The organism is Flavobacterium sp. OHVDL-2026-0007, from assembly GCF_059882335.1.
On record NZ_CM187612.1, the window covers coordinates 1976311 to 2002998 of the forward strand.

Below are 26688 nucleotides of genomic sequence, written 5' to 3' on the forward strand. Positions count from 1 at the left end.
TCCGATCCCTATCGTGACAAATTCTTAACTTCATGCTCTTGAAAATAAGCCGTTAGTTTTGAAGTATTCTTCACTACTTCACCAATCACAATAATGGCCGGTGAAGAAATGTTATTTTCCGATACTAATTTACCAATTGAATTTATCGTTCCAACCACTTTTTGTTCTGTGTATTTTGTACCATTTTGTATAATTGCAATAGGAAGATCATCGGTACGATTTTCTTTGTAAATCGAAATTATCTCTTCTAATTTATGCATTCCCATCAAAATAACCACTGTTGCTGCCGATTTTGAAGCTAAATGCACGTCCTTAGACAATTCATGATTGGACGTTGTTCCTGTTATCACCCAAAAACTTTCGGCTATTTGGCGTTGTGTCAAACTAATACCCACCGAAGCTGGAACCCCCAACGCAGATGAAATTCCAGGAACAATTGCGGTTTCTAAACCCCATTTTTCCACATATTCAATTTCCTCACTTCCTCTTCCAAAAATAAAAGGATCACCACCTTTTAAGCGCACTACGTGTCCGTAACGCTTTGCCATCGATACAATCAATTCGTTTATTTGATCTTGCGTGTAAGCATGACACCCCAAGCGTTTTCCTACGAAAACAATCTCAGCATTTGTAGCATATTGCAATAACTCCTCATTTACTAAAGCGTCATATAAAACAACATCTGCATTCTCTAAAGCTTTTATAGCTTTTAAGGTAATCAATTCAACATCTCCAGGTCCTGCGCCTACTATCGTTAATTTTGGTGTTTTTGAATTTCGCATAGCTTTTAACTTAAATTGATATTAAGATCATTTAATTCGTCAACCGAATTAATATTGGTTAAATGAAAGTTTTCACTTTCGTCAATAGTGATGATTTGATGCGGAATATTTGCAATTAAATTCATCACTTTTAAATCGTCGTTATCAATTGCGCTTTTGACAACGTCTTTTATTTTCTTCGAATAAATCCCAATTAAGGGATGTAATTTACTCTCTGAAGCAAAAATTGTTACCTCCGCTTCATCGTTATGTTTTGAAATTAATTCCGTCAATAATTCGGTTGAAATTAAAGGTATATCACAACTGAGAATCAAATTAAATTCAGTTTCAGTATAGGATAAAGCTGTGTGAATTCCACCTAACGGACCTTTATCTGAAATAATATCCGGTATTTTTTTATACGGTAAATAATCGTATTCTTTGGTCGCGGTGATCAGCATAATTTTATCTGTAATAGGTAAAATAGCCTGAATTATATGTTCGATAAAAGGCTTCTTTTGAAACAAAACCAATCCCTTCTCTGATTGCATCCGAGAACTTTTACCTCCACAAAGAATAAAAACTGTTAGTGTTTCCATGATTATTTATTTTATTTCAAATTTCAATCTATATGGTTATCGGCTATAAAAATACATTAGGGGAAAATCAATTTTATGCTAGCCATTAAAATCACTACGCCTAAAACCATTTTTAATGTTCTGTTGGAGAAATATCCACTTCCGTAAAACCCTCCCAAAACACCTCCAACAACAGCAATTGGAACCAGATAAAAGCTTTCTGTCGGAATTATTTTTCCTCCTATCAAGAACCCTAACATACCTGCAAATGAATTCACGAAAATGAATAAACTTGAAATTGCTGCTGATTCTTTAACTGTGGCCCATCCCAAAAACAATAAAATTGGACTTAAGATAATTCCACCGCCTATACCCAACATTCCTGACAATAATCCTATTACAAATCCTATTGCTAAAGCAAAGGGTAGCTTTATTTGAACGACTTCTTTTTCTTTAAAATTGAATATTCCAAACAATCGAAGTGCCGCAAAAACCAATACAATTCCTAAAATAATTTTATAAATTGTATTATCTAAGGTCACAAATCCGCCTAGAAAAGCTGCTGGCACCGAAGCTATCGCAAACGGATAGAATAGCTTTGGTTTGAAATAATTCATTCTGTAATAAAAGAAAAACGAAATACTTGAAACAAACAAATTCAATAACAAGGCCGACGGTTTCATGATTGCAATTGGAAAAGCGAAAATGGTCATCAACGCTAAATAGCCCGAAGCCCCACCGTGACCAACGCTTGAATATAAAAACGCAATTACCATTAAAGCAAAACTAAATAGTACAATATTTTCGGAACTAAGCAGATTCATTTATTTTGTTTCAAATTTAAAATTTAATCCTGTATGTTTAATTTTACAAACTGCCGCCTACATTTTCAACACTCTAGTCAATAGGTAGCAAAGTCAACAATTGTCCTTTTTTAAACGTTTCTACATCATTGGGAACAATTAATAAACTATTGGCTATGGCAAAAGTATTCAGCATTGCTGAGCTTTGACCATCTAAAACGGTTACGTTAGTTTGATCATATAACGCTTTCAAAAACAATGTTTTGCCTGAAGCATTAGTAACATCTTCGTTTAATTTTCTAGTCAATTTTGGTAAATGCGTTTCAGAGAAACCCATCTTGTTCTTAATAGCGGGATACACATATACATAAAAATTAGTTAGTGATGATGCCGGATTTCCGGGTAAAGCAAAAACTAAAGTTTCATCTTTAGAACCGAAAAACATTGGTTTTCCAGGTTTCTGATTGATTTTATAAAAAAGTTCTACTACTCCATTTTCTAATAATGCTTCCTTTACAAAATCGTAATCTCCAACAGAAATTCCCCCAGAAACTAATACAATATCATATTGCTTTAAGATTTCTTTTAAAGCTTTTTTTGTAGCTTTAAGGTTGTCTTTTACGTGATAAACTTTCGTCTTTTTGATTCCGATAGTTTGAAGTGCCGCTTCTAACATTACCGAATTACTTTCGTAAATTTTTCCTTTAGGCAATTTCTTTCCGGGTTTTACCAATTCGTTACCGGTAACCAAAATGGCCACTTTTGGTTTTTTATACACTACTATCTCAGTAATTCCCAAACAGGCTAAAAAACCTACTGCAGCTGGTGTTATTAAAGTATTCGCATCAAAAACAAGATCTTCTTTACCAATTTGTTCTCCTTGGGCTCGAACATTTGCAAACTGCTGTGGCATATTAGTAATCAAAATTGATTTGTCATTTGCCATTACATGTTCTTGCATAATAACAGTATCTGCATTGTCAGGAACAAAAGCTCCTGTAAAAATGCGAACTGCTTCGTTTTCCTTTAGCTTTACATTTGAATGATCGCCTGCTTGTGAGGTACTTATTACATCATATTGATGCTTTTCGCTGTGAATAAAAGCATATCCATCCATAGCAGATTGCCTAAATGGTGGCATATCTATTGGCGAATAAATAGCCTCCGCCAAAATATACCCAAGAGCTTTGTGCACTGGTATTCTCTGAACAGGCCTATTTGAACTGTTCTCTGCCACAATCGCTAAAGCTTCTTTAACTTGTATCATTATTTGCTTCTATAAAACTACGTATTACTACTTATTACAAATATAAGTATTAATTCATACGATGAGTAAAAAATTTAAAATTATTTTAATATCTATAAAATTAGTCTAATTTATTCAAAATCAACTTTAAAAAGAACTCTAGTTTTCTGCTTAAAACAATCTTTTAAATCCAAAACCACACTTTTACTGACGTTTTATATCCTTTATTTTCAATAACAAAGAAGTTTAAAATCAAGAAAAAAGGCATAAAACACTCTATTTTGTACTATTTTAGAAATAGAAATTCACAATTCACTCCTATTAAAAAACAACAAACAAAACACTAACAACCAACACATTACAACTTCTTTAATCTATTACAAAACCAGGATTAGCTTTACTATTTGAAAAAAAACTTTATAAATTTTTGGATTTTATTATATTAAATTTAACTTTGTCTATAGAATTAGTAGAGTTTAAAATCATATTTAAAACCAAAAAAACTATATTTTGAAAACAACAGAAAGCATATCGTATTACATTCTTCCTAAAAAATATACTTATAACACTTTTTGTTATATGTGCTTCTGTTGTTAATCCTCAGTATTCTTTTCGTTTACATTCTATTCGTTTTTAGATCGAATTGATTTTAAAGCGAATCTCATCATAACCACATCAATTTTTATTAAAAATCCAAAAGTCATTTGAGTACATTAATTTGTACTGAATGGGTACCTGAAACTATACCCCTACACTAAAAAGAAAATAACTAATAACTAAAAAAACTAAAATGAAAAAGATGCAAAGCTGTTGCTGTAAATAAAAAAAAAGCCATTTCTGAGGCAACAGAAATGGCGAGGCTTAAAGAACATTTATCACTAAATCAAGATTACCATTAGAGAGTTGAAAATTCAACTTTCAGGGCGCCTTGTTAATTACTTAAACCAGTACAAAGAAATGAAAAAAAAATTAAAAACATACTCCATATTATTCCTCTTGCTGCTGACGGCAGGAATAAATGCTCAGAATCCCACCCCACTGATCCAGTCCAAACTAGACGGAACCGTTGTAGATGATGTTAGCAACCAACCCATCATTGGCGCCTCGGTTGTAATCAAAGGTACCACTCATGGAGTTCAGACCGATGCAGAGGGAAAATTCTATTTTCAAACAGGTCAAAAATTTCCATATACCTTAATTGTAAGTTACATCGGATACAAAAAAGCACAGCTAATTGTTGACAAAAACCCTGTAACGATTAATTTAAAAGAAGAACGTCAGGAACTGGACGAATTGGTCGTTGTGGGCTATGGTTCTCAAAAGAGAAAAGACATCACAGGTTCTGTAGCATCAGTTCCCAAAGCGAATCTATCACAAGTAACTTCTTCTGCAGACAACTTATTAAGAGGTGCCATACCAGGAGTAGTAGTCACACAAAGTTCGGGACGTCCTGGGGCTTCTTCAAGTGTTCGTATCAGAGGAGGCAACTCCATCACGGCAGGTAACGAGCCTCTTTATGTCGTAGATGGTGTCTTAATTTACAATGACAATACTAACAGTACCGCAGGCGTCGCCTTTGCAGGTGCAACAGTAAATGTATTGTCCACCATCAACCCTGCTGATATCGAGTCAATCGAAGTTTTAAAAGATGCTTCGGCCACCGCCATTTACGGATCAAGAGGCGCTAATGGTGTTGTGATTATTACCACTAAAAAAGGAATAAAAGGCCAAGATAACATTTCCTATCAGGGCTACGTTGGGTTCCAAAATGTTTCGAAAAAACTTAACTTAATGAACGCCAGTCAATGGGCAAGCTTACGTAATGATGTTCAGGCGAGTATCGGTCAGCTACCCTCTTTTACACCAGCGCAAATTGAAACGTTTAAAACCTCAGGAAGTTATGACTGGCAAGATGCCCTTTTTAGAACTGCAGCTCCAATTCAAAATCATCAATTATCCTTTTCAGGTGGGGACGAGCGTTCCCGTTATGCGATTTCAGCGGGATACTTTCAACAAGAAGGAATTGTGATTGCATCCGATTTTAAAAGGATTTCCCTTCGTGCCAATTACGAAAGAAATTATTCTCCGAATTTTAAATTTGGTGTAAATGCCAATTATAGTAATACGGTGTCAAACGGTGTAGGAGCCAATGGTGGTGCTTCTGTCGGAAGATCACCAAGCCCATTGGTTGTCGCCTTATATCAACCTCCAGTAGTCCCGATTAAAAATGCGGACGGAGGCTATAATTTAACTAACAATCCTTACGCAACCGCTACAAACGGTATTATACCCAATCCCATTAATGATTTGGTCAGTACAACCAATGAAACTAAAATCAATAGAATTCTAACGAGTCTATTTGGTGAGTACAAAATCACAAAAAAACTTACTGCCAAAGTTGCTGTGAGTGGAGATGTCATCAATACCAAACAAAACTATTATGCGCCGGCCACTACAACTACTGGTGCGGGTGTAAAAGGATTAGCCTCTGTTGGTGACCGCTTAGTAAGTTCTGTATTAAATGAAAACACCTTAAATTACAATACTACTTTTGGCGAAAATCATAAGTTTTCCGCTTTAGGAGGATATACACTACAATACACACAAGGAGAAGTTGTGAATGCGGGAGCGCAAACGTTTGTAAATGATGCCAATACTTATAACGCTTTACAAGATGGTGTTCCTGTAAAACCCTATAGTGATGCGTTTGAAAGTGTGTTGAAATCATGGTTAACCAGAGTAAATTATTCTTATAAAGGAAAATACAACTTTACAGTATCTGCACGTGCAGACGGTTCTTCAAGATTTGGATCTGAATCACTCTGGGGTTACTTTCCTTCGGCTGGATTTTCTTGGAACATTACAGACGAAGATTTTGCAAAAAACATAAAAGGGGTAACCGAAGCCAAACTTAGAATTACGGCAGGAACAACAGGAAACCAAGAAATTGGAAACTATCTGTCTTTAGCTTCTATGGGCTCTGTAAACTACTCTTTTGGAGGTAGTTTAAACACAGGTTTGGCTCCTACCCGATTGGCCAATCCAGATTTAAAATGGGAAAAAACAAATCAATATAATGTTGGTTTAGATTTATCATTATTGGATCGAAAAATCAATTTTGTTTTTGACGTCTATTACAAAAAAACAAACGATTTATTGATCAATGTACCCATTCCGCTTGCTTCAGGTTATGCAACAGTGCTACAAAATATTGGTGGAGTTGAAAACAAAGGAGTTGAAGTTGGTTTAATTACCGAAAACATCAAAACTGAAAACTTCTCCTGGAACTCTAACTTCGTTTTCTCAGCCAATAAAAACAAAGTAGTTTCAATAGGAAATGGTGTCGATCAGTTTTTCCCTATAGTACCAAATGGTTCCTTATTACAACAACAACCCGTAACGGTAAAAGTAGGCTTGCCCTTAGGAACTTTCTGGGGATACAAAACAAACGGTATTTTTCAGACTCAGGAAGAGGTGAATACCCAACCTAAAATCAACAGTTTAGCCAATACAAAAATTGGAGACAGAAGATATGTCGATACCAATGGAGATGGTGTGATTACCGCTCTGGACAAAGGTAGTCTAGGAACCTCACAACCAAAATTTGTGGGAAGTTTTAGCAATACTGTTTCCTACCATGATTTTGATCTTAATTTCTCTTTTCAGGGATCTTACGGGGGAAAAATATTCAATGCTTTGAACCAACAATTAGAAATTTCTACGTTGGGAACAAATGCCAATGTTTCACTCGAAGATCGTTGGACACCCACAAATCCTAGTACTGAAATTCCTAGAGCCACAAGTTCACCACTTGGTATTGTTTCAGAGCGCTATGTAGAAGATGCTTCTTTCTTGAGGTTAAAATTGATTACAGTAGGTTATACATTACCTAAAAGTATTTCTCAAAGACTTGGAACCAAGAGTATCAAATTCTATGTATCGGCAGAAAACTTAATTACGTGGACTAAATATACCGGATATGATCCGGAGGTAAGTTCCTACGAGCAAAATAACTTATATCCGGGAATTGACTTTGGATCTTATCCAAATTCTAAAACATTCATTTCCGGCTTGAACGTAACTTTCTAAGTCAAAAAATATACACAATGAAAAAAATTATAATCTTATTAATAGCAAGTGCTGGTCTCTTTGTATCGTGCACAGATTTAGAGGTAACCCCTACCTCTTTTGTAACCGAAGAAAATTACTTTAAAACGCAGGATGACGCTGTTGCAAGTGTAACAGCCGTTTATGCTTCTTTAAGTTTAGATCCGGGAGAACAAAGTTTATTTGGTAGAAATTTATATTTCCTGACAGACATGGCTACTGATTATGCTTCGGCAGGAGTTTCGGCAACCAATCCGCAAGTAAGAGCTTTGAGCAGCTTGACTCACGATGCTACCTCAGATCGTGTTCAGGTAGCCTGGCGGCAAATTTACGCGGGAATAAACAGGGCCAATGTTTCAATAGATAACATTCCGAAGGTGGCCGGAACTGAAGCCGTAAAAAACAGATTGATTTTGGAAGCCAAATTTATTAGAGGGTTATTGTACTTTCAGGCAGTTCGTCTTTGGGGCGGAGTTCCAATTGTTTTGCATGAACCAACATCCATTCAACTAGAAAGTTTAAAATCGAAAAGAGCAACTGTAGAAGCTGTTTATGCCCAGATCATTTCAGATTTAAAAGAAGCTGAAAGCTTGCCTTCTACTTATGGGGCAACTGACGCGGGTCGTGCAACATCCGGAGCTGCAAAAGCAATCTTAGCCAAAGTTTATCTCACTAGAAAAGATTATCCAAATGCCATCTTAAAAGCCAGAGAAGTCATCAACGGTGGTTATGGTTATGCTCTTTTTGAAAATTTCGGTGATCTCTTTAATAAAACGAAAAAGAACGGAAAAGAACATATTTTCTCTGTACAATTTGAACCCAATCAAGCAGGAAACGGATCTAGCGGAAGTACTTTTCAAGCAACATCATTTACAGGCTTTACGGCCACAGAACCTGCTGACATTATCTCAGACGTAACGCTATTCTATGATATATATGTCCCTGGTGACACCCGAAGAGATGTAAGTTATGCCAAACAATTACCCATTCCAGGTACAGCAAACCTCTATACTTTTCCAAAACCCATCTTTAAAAAGTATTTGGACTTAACCAATTTGGCTACGCCATCAAACGTTGCCATTAATTTTCCAGTGATTCGTTATGCTGACATTTTATTGTCTTTAGCCGAAGCGATAAACGAGCAGGGAGCACCGACAACAGAAGCATACGAATTGATTAATCAAGTAAGACGAAGGGCATTTGGAAAACCAATCGCTACACCAGATGCCTCAGTAGATTTAACTGGTTTAACTCAAACCACTTTTAGGGCTGCCCTTCAGGAAGAACGCAAAAAAGAATTCGTTCAAGAAGGACAACGCTGGTTTGACTTGGTTCGTTGGGGAACACTCGTTACTGAAGTAAAAAAAGTAACGGCAAAAAACTCGGTTTCAGAAAGAAACAACCTGTATCCGATTCCACAAAGCGAAAGAAATATTGACCCAATAGGCTTACCTCAAAACCCAGGATATTAAAAACTCTACATTATGAAAAACTTTAAAAATAGAATTACCATCAAAAGCCCTAAAAAAGGGCTCTTGATTACAGCAATACTTCTTGCACAATTGAGCTATGCCCAAGACAAACCAGAAGAATTTAAGGGCGTTATCGGAAAAACTTTGGCCGATTCTAAAGAATACTGGCCAGAACCGGTACAAGCGCCAAAAGGTGCCCCAAACATTGTTTGGATTTTACTTGATGACGTTGGATTTGGAGCTTCCAGTGCCTTTGGAGGTTTGATCCAAACTCCAACTTTTGACGCATTAGCCAATAACGGTCTTCGTTATACTAATTTTCACACCACAGCTATCTGTGCTCCTACCCGTGCCGCTTTATTGACTGGTAGAAATTCAGGAAGAGTTCATGTTAGTGGCTTTTCTCATACTGTTCTATCGGCAGGTTTTCCAGGTTGGGACGGTAGAATCCCCTCTGATAAAGGAACCATTGCAGAAATTTTAAGAGATAAAGGCTATAATACTTTTGCAGTTGGTAAATACGGATTGACTCCTGATGAAGAAGCTACTGACGCAGGACCATTCGACAGATGGCCAACAGGGAAAGGATTTGAACACTTTTATGGTTTCTTAGGGTCACAAACCGATCAATACAAACCTGACTTAGTAGAAGATAATGCTCATGTAACACCTGACGGAAGACATTTAACGGACCAGATAACGGATAAAGCCATTAGTTATATTACAAAACAACATAAGGCTGCTCCGGATAAACCTTTCTTTTTGTACTATGCACCAGGAGCCGTTCATGCACCTCATCAAGTTGCCGCATCATGGAGTGATCCCTATAAAGGGAAATTTGACGACGGTTGGGATGCTTATCGTGAAAAAGTATTGGCCAATCAGAAAAAATTAGGTGTAATTCCTGCCAATGCCATTTTACCGGAACGTAACCCCATTATTGCAGACTGGAAAAAACTAACTCCAGATCAAAAGAAAGTTTACGCAAGATTCATGGAAGTATACGCCGGATACCTCACGTACACAGACCATGAAATTGGAAGAATTGTAGATCATTTAAAAGCAACAAACCAATTAGAAAATACCTTAATTTTTGTAGCTATTGGAGATAATGGAGCCAGCAAAGAAGGCACAACACAAGGTACGATCAACCAAAATATTTTTGCTCAGGCTGTTTCTGATGAAAAGTATCTTCAGGATAACTTAAACAACATAGGAGAAATTGGTACTGCAAAAGGTCTCAATACTAACTTTCCTTTAGGTTGGGCTCAAGCCACTAATTCACCTTTCAAAAACTGGAAACAAGATGCCCATTCTGAAGGTGGAACCCGAAATCCTTTGATTGTTTTTTATCCAAAAGGAATTAAAGAAAAAGGTGGTATCCGAAATCAATACAGCCACGTAACCGATTTGCTACCCACTACATTAGAAATTGCAGGACTTAAAGCTCCAGAAGCCATCAGAGAGGTTAAGCAGGATATTATTCAGGGTTCTTCGTTTTACGGTTCTTTAAATGATGCGAAAGCCGAGTCATTGCACAAAGTACAATACTATTACATTTTCGGAAACAGAGCTATTTACAAAGAGGGTTGGAAAGCTGCTGCAGCACATTTACCAGATTCATTTGCCTTAAAAAATTCATTAGGTAAAAACCAAGCCGCTGCAAAAAGCAATTTTGATGCTGATGTATGGGAACTCTACAACCTAAATGAGGATTTTAATGAGCGCGTTAATTTGGCTAAAAAATATCCTGAGAAACTAGCAGAGCTTCAAAAATTGTTTGATGAGCAAGCCAAAGAAAATAACCTTTATCCCTTAATAGACTGGCAAGATGTTTTTAGCCGAAGAATACACAACAGCGGAACGGATAAAAGCAAAAATATTCAGGAATTAATTCGTCAGGCAAACAAACCAGCGGGAAGTACTAATTAAAAAAATCTGGAATTCAGGTCTTTATTACCATTTTAAAGGCCTGGTTCTAATAAAACATTATCATCATGAAAAGAGTAGACTTTGAAATTATAGCAAAAAAAATCATCGTTGGAACGATTCTTTTTTTAGTGCCGCTTGCCATACTGGCGGGAGGTTTAACATTATTAAAACAATTTTTAAAATAAGCAATTATGGCCACAATTCAAAATTCGCAAAAAAAACTAACAAGAGATTTAAGCATCAGTTTTTTGTTATACACATTGCCTGTCTTGGCAATTTATCTTTATTTTAGACTAAGCAATGGTGTCGTAAGTGAATCACATATTACATTACCATCCTTTTTAGAATTTGCAAAACCAGCATTCACCAACATCAGAACATGGGGATTAACTGTTTTTATGCTCGTTTTGGGCATTATCGAATTTAGCGCAGGTTTATATGACGATCAATGGACTGGTGAAGAACGCAAAATAGATATTATCTCTTTTTTAGCCCCCAAATTAATTTTACCTCCTGTTATCGCATTTTTTAGTCTAACGGTGTTACCCCTTTTAATTCCGAACCTCGAAAATTCACTTTCTTGGGTTCCGTTTTGGGGAGGTTTTTTTCTGATTGCTATAGCCGATGATCTAACCCAATATTGGTACCATCGTTTACACCATCAAGTACCCTTTTTATGGCGCTTTCATAGAACGCACCACTCAGCTCCTTACATGGGGATGGCAATGCTTTCTAGGCAAAATTTCATTTATACCATTTTTTTCTCTCAAATTTATCTTACCGCTACTTTAACGTATTTAGGTTTAGGCCTACCTGCATTATTTGTTCTGGTATTAAAAAGTTTTATCACTTTAGGAGCACATTCAAGTATTGCTTGGGATAAACCTTTTTATAAATACAAAATATTACATCCCATTGCCTGGGTTTTAGAACGTTTAATTTCTACACCAGCCACACATCATGCACATCATGCAGATACAAGCGGTGACGGAATTGGCCATTTTAAAGGAAACTTCGGAAACATGTTTTTCATCTGGGATATCATCTTCGGAACTGGCTTGATCACACGTAAATTTCCAAAATCATATGGAATCAAATCGTATAAACAAGAAGAATGGTATGCCCAGTTTCTTTGGCCCATATTTAAATCTAAAAAAGAAGGAAGTGCTTTGGCAGATGGCGTTTTTGCCGTTCCTCAATAACATAAGCCAAAAGATACTACTCCAAATCCAGCTTATTATGGGCATGTCCAATCTTGAAAATCATGAAAAAATAAAACACTAAAAAAGAGGCTGTCTAAAAGGCAGCCTCTTACAATAGGATTTGTCCCCATGGAACTTATTTAACTTCTATGTTCGGGAGCTTAGTATTTTTCTTTCACGAAAATGACTAGTCGCTCTGAAGATCAAGTACAATAGCCCAATCAGAGAAACTTTGATGCTTTTTTCGGCTCCATATAAGGAACGTCTAAGTACACCTAATTTTTGCCATTTGAAAAATAATTCTACCTGTAAAATTAATCTCTAAAATCATTCAATGACTTCTCGATAATTTCAAGACATTCCATAATTTGAGCTTCTGTCATGACCAATGGTGGTGCCAATCTGATTTTATTTCCATGAGTAGGTTTAGCTAATAAACCATTGTCTCTAAATTTTAAACAAATTTCCCAAGCCAAATCAGAATCTTCACTACAATTAATCACTATAGCATTCAGTAAACCTTTTCCACGAACAAGTGTAATTAAGTTATTACGTTCTGCTATTTCGTTTAATCCTTTTCTTAAAATGATCCCTAAACGCTCTGCATTTTCAGCTAATTTCTCCTCTTTTATCACTTCAAGAGCAGCGATGGCAACAGCCGCAGCAACTGGATTTCCACCAAAAGTAGAACCATGTTGACCTGGCTTAATTACATTCATGATGTTATCATTACACAAAACCGCTGAAACAGGATAAACCCCACCTGAAATGGCTTTTCCTAAAATTAAGATATCAGGTTGTACATCTTCATGATGAACTGCCAATAATTTCCCCGTACGAGCAATTCCGGTCTGAACTTCATCTGCAATAAACAATACATGGTGTTTCTCACACAGGGCTTTTGCCTTAGCCAAATACCCATCACAAGGCACATACACTCCAGCTTCTCCTTGAATAGGTTCTACCAAAAATCCAGCTATATTTTTAGAAGACAATAAAACCTTCTCAAGCGCTTCTATATTATCGTATTCTATTTTTATAAAACCTTCCGTATAAGGACCAAAGTTTTTACGTGCTCCTTCATCATTAGAAAATGAAATGATCGTCGTGGTTCTTCCGTGAAAGTTATTTTCACACACAATAATTTGTGCCTGATTCTCCGCAATACCCTTCACTTCATAAGCCCATTTTCTACACAACTTAAGAGCGGTTTCAACCGCTTCAGCTCCTGTATTCATTGGTAAGACTTTATCAAAACCAAAATACTTTGTTACATATTCCTCGTAATCACCTAGTTTATCATTATAAAAAGCGCGCGAAGTCAAGGCTAGTTTTTGAGCCTGGTCCACCATAGCCTTCACGATTTTAGGATGACAATGTCCTTGATTTACCGCAGAATAGGCCGATAAAAAATCATAGTATTTTTTACCATCGACATCCCAAACATATACACCTTCTCCCTTTTCCAATACAACAGGAAGTGGATGATAATTATGAGCACCGTATTTATTTTCTTTTTCAATCAAAATTTCTGATTTTGACGAAAGGGATTTTTCAGTATTAATCATGATAGCTATTTTTCGTATTACACAAAAGTATCAAAAAATATTTATTTTTTGATACTAAACAAATATTTTGACTTAAAGAAAACTACTTTAAAATCAAATTAATTATTTTACACCATAAAAAAGACAATTACAAACTCCTGATAAATCAATTTCTCATCCTATTAGTAAAAAAAAAGAATTACTTTTAGAGGTGAAAAAAGATCGGCATCTCTGCAATACGCTCAAGGCTCCATCACCATAACTTGGGTTTATTGGACTTGGATTCTATTTTAAAATCTTTAAGCGATGTATTGATTAACCATCCCATATTGAATAGATAAAACAATAACATGATCTAGTTTTTATCACGCCAAAAAATTAGATATATTTGAATTTTAACTCAAAATAAAAAAATGGAAACATTAGACGAATATGATATCCGTATAATTCAAGAATTAGAAAAAGATGGTAGAATGGCTTTTTCTGCCATTGCCTCTAATTTAAAGATCTCTAATACTATGGTTCATCAACGTATTAACAGATTGATGGAACAAGGCGTTATTGGCGGAATAAAACCCATTATTCAAGAAAAAAATCTAGGTTATGATTGGGCTTCTTTTACTGGCATCACCCTTAACAAAGATTCAGAGTCGGATAGAATTATCGAAGCATTAAAAGAAATTCCAGAAATCACCGAGTGTTACTATGTAACAGGTTCCTTTACACTTTACATCAAAATCATTGCAAAGAACCACGAGCATATGCGTCGAATTCTTTACGAAAAAATCGATGGAATCCCTGGTATTGCTAAAACCGACTCGATTATTGAGTTAGGATGTGCATTTAAAAGAAATATTACTTTGTAAGGAAGATCGCTTTTCAACGTTTAAATGGAGATATCAATTTAAAATACGATGATAATCACCCCAGTTTACCAATAGCTTATGGTCCTTGGTTCATGGGGAAGTCTACCTTCTTTCAAAAGCAATTATCAAAATAATTCTAAAAAACGTTACGGATACAATGGAAATAGTTTTGTTTGCGTGGTTGAAGTTGGTCCAAAAATAAAAGCAAAATCACTGCTAGCTGGAGGGAATAGTGGCGATGTACACTCTACCCATTTTAATGACCAGGCTCAAATGTATCAAAAAGGCCAATTTAAAGAAGTCCAATTTTACAAGGAAGAAGTCCAAAAGAACGCGCAACGTACTTATCATCTTGGTGAATAATCGCATCAAATCCCCTTTTAGACAAACCTCGTAAGAAATTTCTTTTGAGGTTTTTTTGTAGCTAAATATTTCTGATATTTGTTTAAAATTGATTAACCATGAAAAACCCAACCAACTTATTGCTTTATATCCTATTGTTTTCTAGCACTATAAACGCGCAACTAAAAACAGTAAAATATTCTGATGGTACACAAACATTAAATGGTTTACTTTCAAAACCCGCTAAAAAAAGCAATCAGAATCCTGGTATTTTACTTTTACCGGCCTGGCTAGGGATTGACAACGCTTCTAAAGAGATCGCGGAAAATTTATCCAAATTAGGTTATCATGTTTTCATCGCCGACATCTATGGCGAAGGCAACTACCCTAAAAACAACGCGGAAGCTGGAAAACAGGCAGGTCATTACAAAAAAAACTACGAAGCGTATCAAAAACGCATTCGTTTAGCCTTACAAGAGTTAATAAAATCAGGAGCAAATCCCGATAACATAGTGGCTATTGGCTATTGCTTTGGTGGAACAGGAGTTCTTGAAGCAGCTAGAGCTCATCTGAATTTAAAAGGAGTTGTTTCCTTTCATGGAGGTTTGAGTAAAGACATTAATCGCCCCTTGGAGCCCATTACATCCAAAGTTTTGATCTGTCATGGCGCAGATGATCCCTTTGAATCTAAAGAAGAAATTGCGACTTTTCAACAAGAAATGCGCGATAGCAAGGCCGATTGGCAAATGATTTATTACGCCAATGCCGTACACTCTTTTACCAATCCTGAAGCCGGAAATGATAACTCAAAAGGAGCCGCTTATAATGCCGTTGCCGCAAAAAGAGCCTTTGCTCATTTACAGCTATTTCTGGAGGAAGTATTGAAAAAATAAAGCCCGGTTACCCCTAGTAAATACAAAGGTATGCCCATGCAAGACGCCAAACTTTTATCCCAGCCCTACAAGTTACAACTTGTAGGGCTGTATTAAAAAACCAAATCAAATCCATCCAACCCATTAAACAATGTCAAAAAATACGATTAGAAAAGATAAAACGTGCTTGAATTGCAAGCATGTTGTGGAGCAAAAATTCTGTCCAAATTGTGGGCAGGAAAACACAGACACTCGAAAAACGTTCCACCATTTATTTATTCATTTTTTTGAAGACTTAACCCATTACGAAAATGCCTTTTGGAAAACCATCCGTAATTTACTTTTTAAACCCGCCACTTTAACCAAAGAATACCTTTCTGGAAAGAGGCTTTCGTACTTAGCTCCAGTTCGTCTGTATATTTTTATCAGTTTTATTACCTTTCTTCTAATAGCGCTATTCTCTGATGGAGCTGGCGAAAAATTAAGTAAGAATGCAGATCAAATCTCTTCTAATATTATTAAGCAAGAAAGAAAAGGAGCTAAAACCACTAAGGACAAGCTGTATTTTGATTTTACTCCCATGAAAGAAGTCGACTCGATTCAGAAATATGGAAAAGCAAATGAGAAATATTCTGATTTTGAATATTGGATCACTGAAAAGATGTTACACGTTACTGAAAACAATACCAAACAGGAAATAGTTGCAAAGTTTATCGACTCCTTTTTCCATAATATTCCCAAAATACTATTCATAATTATGCCATTCTTCGCCTTTTTTCTATGGCTTTTCCACAACAAAAAGAAATGGTATTATTTTGATCATGGCATTTTTACACTGCATTATTTTTCATTTTTATTATTAATTTTCCTCATCTTATTCATTATCGAGAAAATAGTCGGGCTCTTTGGACAAGACAGTCCTCTTGCTTTTATATCCTCCATCACAAATTTTGTTGGAGTAATCTGGATGTGTTATTATTTTTATCCTGCACATCACCGTTTTTACGGTGAAACGCGATTCGTATCATTTGTTAAAAGTGCAAGCCTATTCTGTATCAACTCCATTTTTATTCTATTTTTACTGATTCTCTACGCTTTCTATACATTTATCAACTTACATTAAACAAAAATGAAAAAAACCATAATTCTATTATTAATTGCTACTGCCTTTTCCTGTAAAAATACGCAGACAACGGTCTCAAAAGACAATTCAGATCCCACTAAATATCTGAAGAGCATAACGGAAAAAAATTTAAAAACAATGTTATACGTTGTGGCTTCCGATGAAATGGAAGGTCGTGAAACCGGATCAAAAGGACAAAAAAAAGCAGGTCTTTACATGATTGAGCAATACAAAAAAAATGGTATTTCGTTTCCAAAAGGAGCAACGGATTATTACCAAAAAGTACCTGCCTCTTTTTTAAATGCTAGACGCAACGAAAATCTACCCGATTCAGAAAATATTTGGGCCTTCATCGAGGGTACCGAAAAACCAGAAGAAGTATTGGTCATCTCTGCTCATTACGACCATGTTGGTATTAAAGACGGAGAAATTTATAATGGTGCCGATGATGATGGTTCCGGAACAGTAGCACTACTGGAAATGGCCAAAGCCTTTCAAAAAGCTAAAAAAGAAGGTCACGGACCAAAACGCTCTATACTATTCCTACACGTTACTGGTGAAGAGCATGGTTTACATGGATCCCGTTATTATTCAGAAAATCCATTGTTTCCAGTTGCCAATACCATTACGGATATCAACATTGATATGATTGGTCGTCGTGATGTTGAACATGCAAACACAAACAATTATGTTTATGTTATTGGCGCTAACCGATTATCAACAGACTTGCACAATATAGTGGTGGCCCAAAATGAAAAATACACCCAATTAGACTTAGATTTTAAATTTAATGACCCAAAAGATCCTAATCATTTTTACGAGCGTTCTGACCATTATAACTTTGCTAAACTTGGTATTCCTGCCGTTTTCTTATTCAATGGCGTTCATGAAGATTATCATGGAAAAGGTGACGAACCTGAAAAAATCGAATACGATGCTTTAACCAAAAGAACACAATTAGCTTTTGTTATTGCTTGGGATTTAGCAAACAGAGCAAACAGACCCGTAGTAGACAAACCAATTAAATAAGTTTTAGTATAACGATAAGACTAGTAGTTAAAAAATAAAAGAGGGATGTGTTTCTAAAAACGCATCCCTCTTTTTATATTCTATTTCGAAATCAAAAGAAACCAAGAACCTTAGTCCTTAGTAGCTCTCAACGTATCAAATCTTAGTCATTCATTGAAATCAAAAACTCTTCGTTATTTCTTGTTTTTTTGAAACGTTCATTTACGAAATCCATAGATTCTACTGGGTTCATATCCGAAAGATACTTACGCATAATCCACATTCTTTGTAATGTTTTTTCGTCTAACAACAAATCATCACGACGTGTACTTGATGATGTTAAATCGATAGCAGGGAATATACGTTTGTTCGCAATTTTACGATCTAACTGTAATTCCATATTACCAGTACCTTTAAACTCTTCAAAAATTACCTCATCCATTTTCGAACCTGTTTCAGTCAATGCTGTAGCGATGATACTTAATGAACCACCATTTTCAACATTTCTTGCCGCTCCAAAAAATCGTTTCGGTTTTTGCAGAGCATTTGCATCAACACCTCCACTTAATACCTTACCAGAAGCAGGTTGAACCGTGTTGTATGCTCTTGCCAAACGCGTAATCGAATCTAAAAGAATCACAACATCATGTCCACATTCTACCAAACGTTTTGCTTTTTCAAGTACAATATTAGCGATTTTCACGTGTTCTTGTGGTTCTCTATCAAAAGTAGAAGCAATAACTTCTCCACGTACGCTACGTTGCATGTCGGTAACCTCCTCGGGACGCTCATCAATTAAAAGAACAATTAAATAAACTTCAGGATGATTCGCTGCAATAGCGTTAGCAATATCTTTCAGCAACATCGTTTTACCCGTTTTAGGTTGTGCCACGATCATACCACGTTGTCCTTTTCCGATTGGAGAAAACAAATCAATAATACGGGTTGAAACTGAACTTCCTTTTTCAGCTAATTTAAATTTTTCAGAAGGGAAAACTGGTGTTAAGTGTTCAAAGGAAACTCTATCGCGAACTACTTGAGGATCGTGACCATTAATTTTGAGTACACGAACAAGAGGAAAAAACTTTTCGCCTTCTTTAGGAGGACGTACTACACCTTTTACGGTATCTCCGGTTTTAAGACCGAATAATCTTATTTGTGAAGTTGATAAATAAATATCATCTGGAGAGGCTAAATAATTATAATCTGATGAACGTAAAAATCCGTATCCATCTGGCATCATCTCTAGAACACCCTCACTTTCAATAATTCCATCAAATTCGAAATCTGCATCTCTGAAATTATTTTTTTTATTTTTATGATTTGGATTTTGATTCCCTACATTTCCAATTTGATTCGGATTTGGATTTTGGTTCGGGTTTTGGTTCGGGTTTTGGTTCGGGTTTTGGTTGGGATTCTGATTTTTATTTTGATTCGGATTGATCTTTTTTACAGGAGCTGCACCTTCAACTTTTTCCTTTTTATCTGCTTCCTCTGCAATTGCAGCAGTAGGAACGACTTCTTCACCTTCTTCTGCTACACCTTCTTTTGTAACTTCCTTTTCCTTTTGCAAAGCGACTTTTTTCTCGTAAGCTGATTTATTAAATTTTACGATCTTTGGTCCTTTCTTCTCCACCTCAACCTGCTCTGGAGCTTCTGTAACATTTGATACCTCCTTAACTATCGGTGCTTGTTTTGTTATTAGAGGAGTCTTAGCTTTTGGCGCTTCAGTCAAATCTTCAGCTGCTTCAACTACTTCAGTTTTCACAGGAGTTTCCTCCGATTTATCAAATTCTAATATTGGCGTATTTTTCCTAATAGCCGCTTTTTTAATCGGCAAAATTCTAGCTCTCTTTGGTTTATCATCAGTTATTTCTGATTCTGCTACAACGGCAGCAGGAGGCGCTACAGTAGTTTCTTGATGTGCCAAAATCTGACTAATTAAAGTCTCTTTTTTAACGCCATTAAACTTTATAGTTTTAGCTAACTTAGCTATTTCTTGAAGCTCAGAAAGCTTCATTTCTTTTAATGCAGAAATATCAAACATGAATATTCTATGAATTTAATTATTTTAAAGGAAATACTGTAAAAAGAATAGGTAGATAATTTTTATCAATTGACCGCAGTATGAAGTGCTTACGGTATTATGATGCAATAATACGAATAAAATTTTATCAGACAATAGTATTTATAAAAAAGAAAATATATTTTTGTAAAACAATATTAGACCATGATACAACGAATTCAAACTATATATCTATTACTTACCTTTGTCGTAACAGGGGTTTTAATGTTTTTTATACCGCTTTGGACATTAAACGATGGAAAGCCTTTCTATTTTATGCAAGACCAATTCTATACGATACTATTAGGTTTAAGTACCATGTTGACTATTATAAGTATTATATCATTCAAAAAGAGACAAAATCAGTTTGTCATGGGCAGACTGAACATAATATTAAATTTAATTTTATTAGGATTATTTGTATATCGATCACTAAACTTATCTGGAGGGACAGCTACTGTCTCAGAGAAAGGTATTGGGATGTTTCTACCGATTGTTGCTATCGTGTTATTAGTGTTAGCTAATAAGGCCATCAAGAAGGATGAAGATCTTGTAAAATCTGTCGATCGTTTGAGGTAAACCTATAAACTTAATTTTTTTGTGCGAAGAGAACCCGAATTTTTAATTCGGGTTTTTTTGTGCCTAAAATTCTGCATTTAAAATTACACTATAAAACAAGCCAGCTGTGTCAACATAACAAGCTAAGTGTACTAAGGCACTATTATTTTTTACCAATCTCTACAATCTCTAAATCTTTAATCTTATCGTCGTCGATAACAAATCGTAACATAGTTCGCACTTGATGAAATCCACTTTTACCAGCAGCTCCCGGATTCATATGCAACAAATTGTTTTTCTTATCAAACATTACTTTCAAAATATGCGAATGCCCGCAGATGAATAATTTAGGAGGATTCAAAGCCATTTCCTCTTTTATATTGGGACTATACTTCCCTGGATATCCCCCAATATGGGTAATCCAAACCGACACATTTTCACATAAAAAACGATTGTGCAATGGGAATTCCATTCTAGCTTTTGCATCATCTATATTCCCATAAACAGCACGTAGGGGCTTTAGTTTTTTTATCGTATCAGTAACGGTCAAATCTCCAATATCTCCAGCATGCCAAACCTCGTCGGCCTGCGCTACATATTTTAAAATAGTTTCATCTATATGGCTGTGAGTATCAGAAAGGAGTAGGATTTTTTTCATGCTAAGGCGCTAAGATTTCAAGATGCTAAGGTACTGAGATTTTTCTCCAGACCAGCAACAGTCTCCCACTAGCTTCCCTTTTTTTTACCATCCAAAAACACCCCATCCCCATCCCCTTAGTAAACAGTCCACTATAGCACTGACCAAAGCAAAGAGATATACCCTTACCAACTTCAAGTCCTAGCCACATCAAAGAAAAAAACTTTGTACCTTTGCTATTCAAAACCTTTGTCCCTCTAAAGAAAAACTCTTGAGATATTTTATTCAATTCGCTTATAACGGAACACATTATCATGGTTGGCAATACCAGCCCAATGCGTCTTCTGTCCAAGAAACGTTAAACAAAGCGCTTTCCGTTTTGTTAAACACTCCCCTAAATGTAATGGGTGCTGGACGAACAGACACTGGAGTGCATGCACAACAAATGTATGCTCATTTTGATTTTGACACTCCAATCGATACCGTAAATTTAGTTCACAAACTCAACTCTTATTTGCCAAAAGACATTGCAGTTTTCGACCTTATCCTCGTTCACGATGATGCACATTGCCGATTTGATGCTACCAAAAGAACCTATGAATACCACATCAACACTGTTAAAAATCCCTTCTCAGAGGAATTCAGTTGGTATTTTTATCAAAAATTAGACGTAGATTTGATGAATGAAGCAGCAAAAACATTGCTACATCATATCGACTTCCAATGCTTTTCCAAAGTAAACACAGATGTCAATACATTTGATTGTACGATTTTTGAAGCCTATTGGAAAAAAGAAAACAATAAGTTAGTTTTTACAATTTCGGCAAATCGATTTTTGAGAAACATGGTTCGTGCCATTGTAGGTACCTTAATAAACATTGGTTTACACAAAATTTCCCTTTCTGATTTTGAAAACATTATTATCAGTAAAAGCAGAGATAAAGCGGGTTTCTCGGTACCGGCACATGGATTGTACTTAACTGAAGTAAGCTACGATTACATCACCTAACAAACCTAATTGTAAAACAATCTTTTTGATTAAACTTTCATTTTTTGAATGTGCAACTCAGCCAGGAAGCCTCTAAAGCAAAAACAAGTTTTTTGAAAAGATCATATAAATAAAAGCAGCAATACGCTCCAAAGAAATAAATGAAAGCAAAAGCATTTGATACCGGATTATTCAAAAGAATTTTAAAATACACCAAACCTTATAAATGGCGTTACTATGGCGTCATTGTTTTTGCTATTTCCTTGTCTGTTTTTGCAGCACTTCGTCCCTATTTATTAAAACAAACGGTTGACGGCTATATCAAAACACATGATAAAGAAGGTTTATTAATGTACATTGTTTTAATGGGAGTCGTTCTTTTGTTCGAAGTTTTCTCTCAATTCTATTTTGTGTATTGGGCCAACTGGTTAGGACAAGACATTGTAAAGGATATACGTACCAAACTTTTCAAACATATTTTAAGCTTTCGAATGAAGTATTTTGATTTGGTTCCTGTGGGACAATTGGTCACTCGATCTGTTTCTGACATTGAGTCCATCGCCCGTATTTTCAGCCAAGGTTTATTTATGATTATCAGTGACTTAATGAAAATGCTCGTGGTGCTGATTTTCATGTTTTACATGAACTGGAAACTAACCTGGATTGTGGTAGTAGCCATGCCTATATTAGTGTACATTACCCGCATCTTTCAACGCAAAATGCAAGTGGCATTTGAGGAAGTACGTACACAAATTGCCAATATGAATTCCTTTGTACAGGAACGTGTTACTGGAATGAAAATTGTTCAGCTTTTTAATCGTGAGAAAATCGAAGCTGAAAACTTTAAAAAAATCAATGACAAACACAGAATTGCTTGGATAAAAACAATTCTTTACAACTCTATATTTTTCCCTATTGCCGATATTATTTCTTCTATTACCTTAGGGTTAGTCGTGGTTTACGGTGGATTTAAAATCTTAAATGGAGATCATTTCACGACCTTTGGAGACTTGTTTTCCTACACTATGTTTATTGGAATGTTGTTTAATCCACTACGCCAAATTGCGGATAAATTCAATGAGATGCAATTGGGTATGATTGCGGCTAATCGCGTCTTTGATATTATTGACACTCAGGATCATATTCAGGATACAGGAACACTCGAAGCTCCCGTGTTTGAAGGCACTATTGCATTCAAAGAGGTTCGTTTTGGTTATATCCCAGAAGAAGAAGTTATTAAAGGTATCGACCTAGAGGTTGCTGCAGGACAAACCATTGCCATAGTAGGCTCTACAGGAGCAGGTAAATCCACTATTATTAATTTATTAAATCGCTTTTACGAGATCAATAGCGGCACCATTTATATCGACGGCCACAACATTGAAAACTACACACTAGCTTCCTTAAGAAAGCAAATTGCAGTGGTATTACAGGATGTTTTCTTGTTTGCTGATACCATTTACAACAACATCACCCTTAACAACCCCGAAATTATCAAAGAGCAGGTTTTGGATGCTGCCAAAAAAATTGGCGTTCACGATTTCATCATGAGCTTACCTGATAACTATGATTTTGATGTGAAAGAACGTGGAGTTATGCTTTCCTCAGGGCAACGACAGTTAATTGCTTTTTTACGCTCTTATGTAAGCAATCCAAGTATTTTAATTCTAGATGAAGCTACTTCTTCTATTGACACCTATTCTGAAGAACTCATTCAGCGTGCCACGGAAACCATTACCAAAGGCAGAACTTCGATCATTATCGCACACCGATTAGCCACTATTGTAAACGCAGACAAAATTGTGGTTATGGATAAGGGGTTAATAGTAGAACAAGGTACACACCAAGAGCTACTTAATCGATCAGAAGGTTATTACAAAAACCTATATGATTCTCAATTTGCAGTGGCAAATTAGTCTAAAATCACAATATCCCTCATCGAAAAGTTAAAATAGCGTTATAATAATCATAAAACTCACCCTCATAACCAGTACTATAGCTTTCTTTTTTCATTTATTATTTATCTTTGAGATTCAAGAATCAAATGTAAATGAATATGCCACAAATTAGATTTTATCCTAACGAAGAATTCAAAGAAATAGAAGTAAACAGCTCATTACAATTCAGATACGCCATCTCTAATAAAGGACGATTAGTTAGTTTTTCAGATGAAATACAAAACGGACGTCTTTTAAAAGGAGGCCTAAGCGATGGTTATCCTACTTTTCGATTTAAAATCAAAAAAGACGATAAAATCGTTAATAAATACCTGTTTTTATACAAATTAGTTGCTCAGTATTTCATCAAAAAAGAATCAGAAGAACAAACCTACGTCCTGCATTTAGACTACAATCGCAGCAATGATGATGTCAACAATTTACGTTGGGCAACCAAAGTGGAAATGATGGCTCATAGCCGCAAAAGTCCACATGTCATTCAAGCAAAAAAGAATCTCATCGAACACAACCTTAAAGCAGACGGTAGAAAATTAACCACCACTAAAGTGATGTTAATCAAAAAAATATTGGCCCGACCAGAGCAAAAGACACGTTTAAAAATGATTGCCAAACAATTTGGTGTTAGCGAAATGCAAATACGAAGAATTGCCAGCGGTGAAAACTGGGGACATATTAAAATTTAATCCTTTTTAGTCAGAGCTTATTGATTGCCGTCCATTTAAATCCTCTTTTTCACTCTTTTAATTGGAGCCCTTTCTATTTTTCTAATTAAGGGAATCTGCTCTTTTTGTTAAAAATAAACGGAATAACATCCTCTGTTTCCCTTTTTATTTAAGTTTTATCAAAATCTAAGTAAAAAGGTCAAAATCATCGTGGCTAAAAATAAATTTTAAAGTGTTTTTTAAAATAATTCCTTAAATTCGCAATCACAAATAACAAAGAGAAATCGAAAAATGAGTTTCGGAATTATAAACTTCATTTTCGGTCTTAAATACTAAAAACCAAAAAAATGAAATACGACATTATTGTTTTAGGAAGTGGTCCTGGCGGATATGTAACAGCAATTAGAGCATCACAATTAGGCTTTAAAGTGGCTGTAGTTGAAAAAGAAAACTTAGGTGGTGTATGTTTGAACTGGGGTTGTATCCCAACAAAAGCATTATTAAAATCAGCTCAAGTTTTTGATTATCTAAAACATGCTTCCGATTACGGATTAAAAGTTTCTGAATTCGATAAAGATTTCCCTGCAGTGGTTCAACGTAGTCGTGGTGTTGCAGAAGGAATGAGCAAAGGAGTTCAATTCTTAATGAAGAAAAACAAAATTGACGTTATTGAAGGTTTTGGAAAGCTAAAGCCAGGTAAAAAACTTGACGTTACTAGTAAAGACAATAAAGTTACTGAATATAGCGCTGATCATATCATTATTGCTACAGGAGCTCGCTCACGTGAGTTACCAAACCTTCCTCAAGATGGTGTAAAAGTAATCGGATATCGTCAAGCGATGACCTTGCCAACTCAACCAAAATCGATGATCATTGTAGGATCTGGAGCTATTGGAGTTGAATTTGCACATTTTTACAACTCAATGGGAACTGAAGTTACTATTGTAGAATTTATGCCAAACATCGTTCCTGTTGAAGACGAAGACATTTCAAAACAAATGGAACGTTCTATGAAAAAAGCAGGTGTAAAAATTATGACCAACTCTTCTGTTGAGAAAATTGATACTACTGGAACAGGTGTGAAAGCAACTGTAAAAACAGCTAAAGGAGAAGAAATTCTTGAAGCAGAGATTGTACTTTCTGCAGTTGGAATCAAAACAAATATCGAAAATATTGGCCTAGAAGAAGTAGGTATCGCAGTAGACAGAGATAAAATCTTAGTAAACGCTTACAACCAAACAAACATTCCTGGTTACTACGCAATTGGAGATGTTACTCCTGGACAAGCTTTAGCTCACGTAGCTTCTGCTGAAGGAATTAACTGTGTAGAGAAAATCGCTGGTTTACACGTAGACCCAATCGATTATGGAAACGTTCCTGGTTGTACTTATGCTACTCCAGAAATTGCTTCTGTAGGTTTAACTGAAAAACAAGCTAAAGAAAAAGGATACGAACTAAAAATTGGTAAATTCCCTTTCTCTGCTTCAGGTAAAGCAAAAGCAGCTGGTACAGCTGACGGATTCGTAAAAGTAATTTTTGACGCTAAATACGGAGAATGGTTAGGATGTCACATGATTGGTGCTGGTGTTACAGATATGATTGCTGAGGCAGTTGTAGCTCGTAAATTAGAAACTACAGGTCATGAAATCTTAAAATCGATTCACCCTCACCCAACCATGAGTGAGGCTGTTATGGAAGCTGTTGCTGATGCGTACGGCGAAGTAATTCACTTGTAATACCTATGTAGTGACACTTTGTATCACTACATCTTTATATAATTTCAATTTTAAAAATCCGATTTGCATCAGCAAGTCGGATTTTTTTGTGCCTACCACAAACAAAAAAATAAGTAATCCGAAATCATTTCAGAGGGATTAAACGTCGTGGAAGACCACTACTATAGTCCCTATTTAATATCAAATTCTCCTATAAATTACAAGAATAAAATCTTATTTTCGCGG

21 protein-coding genes are annotated in these 26688 nt (G+C 35.7%); 14 read left to right on the plus strand and 7 right to left on the minus strand.

Annotated features, from left to right (window positions below):
* Window positions 1–8: 8 nt before the first annotated feature.
* The 4 genes from cobA to AC51AA_RS07595 form a co-directional block, all read right to left on the minus strand.
* Window positions 9–782, minus strand: a complete 774-nt coding sequence (gene cobA, locus AC51AA_RS07580) for a uroporphyrinogen-III C-methyltransferase (protein WP_500705320.1) — start codon at window positions 780–782, stop codon at window positions 9–11.
* Between the two features lie 5 nt (window positions 783–787).
* On the minus strand, window positions 788–1360 hold the full coding sequence (locus AC51AA_RS07585) for a molybdenum cofactor guanylyltransferase (protein ID WP_500705322.1): 573 nt from the start codon (window positions 1358–1360) through the stop codon (window positions 788–790).
* 56 nt (window positions 1361–1416) lie between these two features.
* Window positions 1417–2163 (minus strand): sulfite exporter TauE/SafE family protein, encoded by a 747-nt coding sequence (locus AC51AA_RS07590; protein WP_500705324.1) that lies wholly within the window; start codon window positions 2161–2163, stop codon window positions 1417–1419.
* 73 nt (window positions 2164–2236) lie between these two features.
* Window positions 2237–3409 carry a molybdopterin molybdotransferase MoeA gene (locus AC51AA_RS07595; RefSeq protein WP_500705326.1) on the minus strand — a complete coding sequence of 391 codons (1173 nt, stop codon included), beginning with the start codon at window positions 3407–3409 and terminating at the stop codon, window positions 2237–2239.
* A gap of 936 nt (window positions 3410–4345) precedes the next feature.
* Here AC51AA_RS07595 and AC51AA_RS07600 point away from each other — a divergent pair.
* From AC51AA_RS07600 to AC51AA_RS07615, 4 genes are all read left to right on the plus strand, one after another.
* Window positions 4346–7477 (plus strand): SusC/RagA family TonB-linked outer membrane protein, encoded by a 3132-nt coding sequence (locus tag AC51AA_RS07600; protein WP_500705328.1) that lies wholly within the window; start codon window positions 4346–4348, stop codon window positions 7475–7477.
* A gap of 17 nt (window positions 7478–7494) precedes the next feature.
* Entirely contained in the window at window positions 7495–8967 is a 1473-nt protein-coding gene (locus tag AC51AA_RS07605; RefSeq protein ID WP_500705330.1) for a RagB/SusD family nutrient uptake outer membrane protein, read from the plus strand.
* Window positions 8968–8979: 12 nt separating this feature from the next.
* Window positions 8980–10899, plus strand: a complete 1920-nt coding sequence (locus AC51AA_RS07610) for an arylsulfatase (RefSeq protein WP_500705332.1) — start codon at window positions 8980–8982, stop codon at window positions 10897–10899.
* Between the two features lie 191 nt (window positions 10900–11090).
* Complete coding sequence (locus tag AC51AA_RS07615) at window positions 11091–12101, plus strand: sterol desaturase family protein (protein ID WP_500705334.1); 1011 nt, start codon at window positions 11091–11093, stop codon at window positions 12099–12101.
* A gap of 314 nt (window positions 12102–12415) precedes the next feature.
* Here the strand turns inward: AC51AA_RS07615 and rocD are convergent, their stop codons facing one another.
* The gene (rocD, locus tag AC51AA_RS07620) at window positions 12416–13669 is read right to left on the minus strand and encodes an ornithine--oxo-acid transaminase (protein ID WP_500705336.1); all 1254 of its coding nucleotides are present in this window, start codon (window positions 13667–13669) and stop codon (window positions 12416–12418) included.
* Between the two features lie 392 nt (window positions 13670–14061).
* On the opposite strand from rocD, the gene AC51AA_RS07625 reads away from it, so the two are divergent.
* From AC51AA_RS07625 to AC51AA_RS07645, 5 genes are all read left to right on the plus strand, one after another.
* On the plus strand, window positions 14062–14514 hold the full coding sequence (locus AC51AA_RS07625; protein ID WP_500705338.1) for an Lrp/AsnC family transcriptional regulator: 453 nt from the start codon (window positions 14062–14064) through the stop codon (window positions 14512–14514).
* Window positions 14515–14592: 78 nt separating this feature from the next.
* Window positions 14593–14877, plus strand: coding sequence for a penicillin acylase family protein (locus tag AC51AA_RS07630; RefSeq protein WP_500705340.1), 285 nt, complete (start codon window positions 14593–14595; stop codon window positions 14875–14877).
* Window positions 14878–14975: 98 nt separating this feature from the next.
* Window positions 14976–15749: a dienelactone hydrolase family protein gene (locus tag AC51AA_RS07635; protein WP_500705342.1), complete on the plus strand. Its 774-nt coding sequence runs from the start codon at window positions 14976–14978 to the stop codon at window positions 15747–15749.
* A gap of 130 nt (window positions 15750–15879) precedes the next feature.
* Entirely contained in the window at window positions 15880–16851 is a 972-nt protein-coding gene (locus AC51AA_RS07640) for a DUF3667 domain-containing protein (protein ID WP_500705344.1), read from the plus strand.
* A gap of 6 nt (window positions 16852–16857) precedes the next feature.
* The gene (locus AC51AA_RS07645) at window positions 16858–17880 is read left to right on the plus strand and encodes a M28 family peptidase (protein WP_500705346.1); all 1023 of its coding nucleotides are present in this window, start codon (window positions 16858–16860) and stop codon (window positions 17878–17880) included.
* Between the two features lie 142 nt (window positions 17881–18022).
* Here AC51AA_RS07645 and rho read toward each other — a convergent pair whose 3' ends face one another.
* Entirely contained in the window at window positions 18023–19906 is a 1884-nt protein-coding gene (rho, locus tag AC51AA_RS07650) for a transcription termination factor Rho (RefSeq protein ID WP_500705348.1), read from the minus strand.
* A 183-nt stretch (window positions 19907–20089) separates the two neighbouring features.
* Here rho and AC51AA_RS07655 point away from each other — a divergent pair, with 183 nt between their 5' ends.
* Window positions 20090–20503: a DUF4293 domain-containing protein gene (locus AC51AA_RS07655; RefSeq protein WP_500705350.1), complete on the plus strand. Its 414-nt coding sequence runs from the start codon at window positions 20090–20092 to the stop codon at window positions 20501–20503.
* 142 nt (window positions 20504–20645) lie between these two features.
* Here AC51AA_RS07655 and AC51AA_RS07660 read toward each other — a convergent pair whose 3' ends face one another.
* Window positions 20646–21140 carry a metallophosphoesterase family protein gene (locus tag AC51AA_RS07660; RefSeq protein ID WP_500705352.1) on the minus strand — a complete coding sequence of 165 codons (495 nt, stop codon included), beginning with the start codon at window positions 21138–21140 and terminating at the stop codon, window positions 20646–20648.
* Between the two features lie 250 nt (window positions 21141–21390).
* On the opposite strand from AC51AA_RS07660, the gene truA reads away from it, so the two are divergent.
* The 4 genes from truA to lpdA all read left to right on the plus strand — a co-directional run bounded on the left by truA (window position 21391) and on the right by lpdA (window position 26463).
* Window positions 21391–22128, plus strand: coding sequence for a tRNA pseudouridine(38-40) synthase TruA (gene truA / locus AC51AA_RS07665; protein WP_500705354.1), 738 nt, complete (start codon window positions 21391–21393; stop codon window positions 22126–22128).
* Between the two features lie 140 nt (window positions 22129–22268).
* Window positions 22269–24023 carry an ABC transporter ATP-binding protein gene (locus AC51AA_RS07670; protein ID WP_500705356.1) on the plus strand — a complete coding sequence of 585 codons (1755 nt, stop codon included), beginning with the start codon at window positions 22269–22271 and terminating at the stop codon, window positions 24021–24023.
* 140 nt (window positions 24024–24163) lie between these two features.
* A complete protein-coding gene (locus tag AC51AA_RS07675) occupies window positions 24164–24748 on the plus strand; it encodes an NUMOD4 domain-containing protein (protein WP_500705358.1) in 585 nt (194 codons plus the stop codon).
* A gap of 326 nt (window positions 24749–25074) precedes the next feature.
* Window positions 25075–26463 carry a dihydrolipoyl dehydrogenase gene (gene lpdA, locus AC51AA_RS07680; protein ID WP_500705360.1) on the plus strand — a complete coding sequence of 463 codons (1389 nt, stop codon included), beginning with the start codon at window positions 25075–25077 and terminating at the stop codon, window positions 26461–26463.
* Window positions 26464–26688: the final 225 nt, after the last annotated feature.